The sequence below is a fragment of the Caulobacter sp. D5 genome (genome assembly GCF_003185805.1).
Taxonomy (GTDB): Bacteria; Pseudomonadota; Alphaproteobacteria; order Caulobacterales; family Caulobacteraceae; genus Caulobacter.
On record NZ_QHJY01000520.1, the window covers coordinates 1 to 2,152 of the forward strand.

The window sequence follows — 2,152 nt, forward strand, 5'->3', positions numbered from 1 at the left end:
CGCCTATGTGCTGGCCGACCGCACGGCGCGCGGGCTGTCGCCCAACGGCTGGGCCAGCCTGGCCGTCGCGGCGGCGGTGGACTTCGACGCCGACGCGCTGGTGGCCGAGGCCAACCAGGGCGGCGAGATGGTCCGCTCGGTGCTGGCGCAGGCCGCGCCGCCGTGCCCGATCAAGCTGGTGCGGGCCTCGGTGGGCAAGCGGGCGCGGGCCGAGCCGGTGGCGGCGCTCTACGAGCAGGGCCGGGTGGTGCACTGCGGGGCGTTCCCGGCCCTGGAGGAAGAGCTGATGGGGCTGGGCGACGGGGATCTGGGGCACAGTCCGGACCGGGCGGATGCGCTGGTCTGGGCGCTGAGCGAGCTGATGCTGGGCGGCGGGAAGGAACCGAGGCTCAGGGTGGTTTAGGCGCCCTTCGGGCGACCCCCTCAGTCGCTCCGCGACAGCTCCCCCAGAGGGGGAGCATCTTGGCATCTCAGATCCTCCCCCTTTGGGGGAGGTGGCCCGGAGGGCCGGAGGGGGTCAGCGCCGGCGTTGGCCAGGATCGTGGCGAGAGTGTCATCGACCGAAGCCAGAACCTCGACGGCGGGGATGCGCAATGTGCGTATGCCCTGGGCCAGAAGCCAGGCGTCTCGCCGAGCGTCACGCCGAGGGCGATCGCCCGTGTCGTGCGCGTAGCCATCGACCTCGACCGCCAATCTCAGGGCGTCGCAATAGAAGTCGAGCACGTAGGGCCCGACAGGGTGCTGCTTGCGAAAGTGCAGGCCTTCGAGGCGACGCGCCTTGAGGCCGATCCATAGGAGGACCTCCGGCAGGCTCATGGTGCGGCGAAGCGCCTTGGCGTTTCGTCGGGTGCGCTTGGGCGCGTCCACCGGGGTCCCCCTCCGTCGCTCCGCGACACCTCCCCCAGAGGGGGAGGATCTTTGATCGATGCGTCGCCTTCACTCTACATTGTTCTCTATTCGTTCTCAACCTCCAGGAGCGGCCATGCCCCTCTTCGCATCCCGGCGCGCGCCGGAAATCAAGGACTCGCGGGCCGCCAGGCTGGTCGCCCTGACCAGCGGCGGGCGGGCGCAGTGGACGCCTCGGGACTATGGGGCGCTGGCGGCGGAGGGGTTTGCGAAGAACCCGGTGGCCTATCGCTGCGTGCGGATGATCGCCGAGGCCGCGGCGGCCGTGCCGCTGGCGGTGTTTCACGACGGGCGGCGCAGCGACGACCATCCGCTGGCCAGACTGCTGGCGCGGCCCAATCCCGAGCAGGGCGGGCCGGATCTGATGGAGCAGTTCTTCGGCCACTTGCAGGTGGCCGGGAACGGCTATCTGGAGGCGGCGGGCGACCAGCCGGAGGAGCTTTACGCCCTGCGGCCCGACCGGATGGCGGTGGTTCCGGGGCCGCGGGGGTGGCCGGCGGCCTATGACTATCAGGCCGGCGGGCGGACGGCGCGGATCGCGCGCGACGCCGACGGCTGGCTGCCGGTGCTGCACCTGAAGCTGTTCAATCCCACCAGCGACCACTACGGGGCCTCGCCGCTGGAAGCCGCCGCCTTCGCCATCGACGTGCACAACGCCTCGGGGGCGTGGAACAAGGCGCTGCTGGACAACGCCGCGCGGCCGTCGGGGGCGCTCGTTTATGGCGGGCGCGACGGGGACCGGCTTTCCGAGGAGCAGTTCGAGCGGCTGAAGGCCGAGCTGGCCAATGCGCATGCCGGCGCCGACAACGCCGGGCGGCCGCTGCTGCTGGAGGGCGGGCTGGAGTGGAAGCCGATGTCGCTGACCCCGGCGGACCTGGACTTCGTCGAGGGCAAGCACGCGGCGGCGCGGGAGATCGCCCTGGCGTTCGGGGTTCCGCCGCAGCTCCTGGGCATTCCCGGCGACAACACCTACGCCAACTATCGCGAGGCCAATGGCGCGTTCTGGCGGCACACGGTCGCGCCCCTGGCCGAGCGGGCGGCCCGGGCGCTGACGGCGTGGCTGGGCGTGAAGTTCCCCGGCGCGCGGGTGGCCTGCGACCTGGACGGCGTGCCGGCGCTGAGCGCCGAGCGCGACGCCCTGTGGGCGCGGCTGGAGGCGGCGAGCTTTCTCACCGACGCGGAGCGGCGGCGGCTGGCGGGGGTGGAGGGGTAGCCGCCCCTCGCGGGGCGGGGGGGGGGGGGGGGG

Annotated in this window: 1 protein-coding gene and 2 pseudogenes; 2 read left to right on the forward strand and 1 reads right to left on the reverse strand. The window is 72.7% G+C overall.

All coding sequences use genetic code 11. The annotated features are described in order from the left end of the window. Positions 1 to 403 (forward strand): annotated as a pseudogene (locus DMC18_RS24735) (DNA-packaging protein); the annotation flags it as partial. Between the two features lie 20 nt (positions 404 to 423). Here DMC18_RS24735 and DMC18_RS24740 read toward each other — a convergent pair. Continuing rightward, positions 424 to 867 (reverse strand): endonuclease domain-containing protein, encoded by a 444-nt coding sequence (locus tag DMC18_RS24740; protein WP_199232637.1) that lies wholly within the window; start codon positions 865 to 867, stop codon positions 424 to 426. A gap of 47 nt (positions 868 to 914) precedes the next feature. On the opposite strand from DMC18_RS24740, the pseudogene DMC18_RS24745 reads away from it, so the two are divergent. Further along, positions 915 to 2,119 (forward strand): annotated as a pseudogene (locus DMC18_RS24745) (phage portal protein). The last annotated feature ends 33 nt before the right edge of the window (positions 2,120 to 2,152 follow it).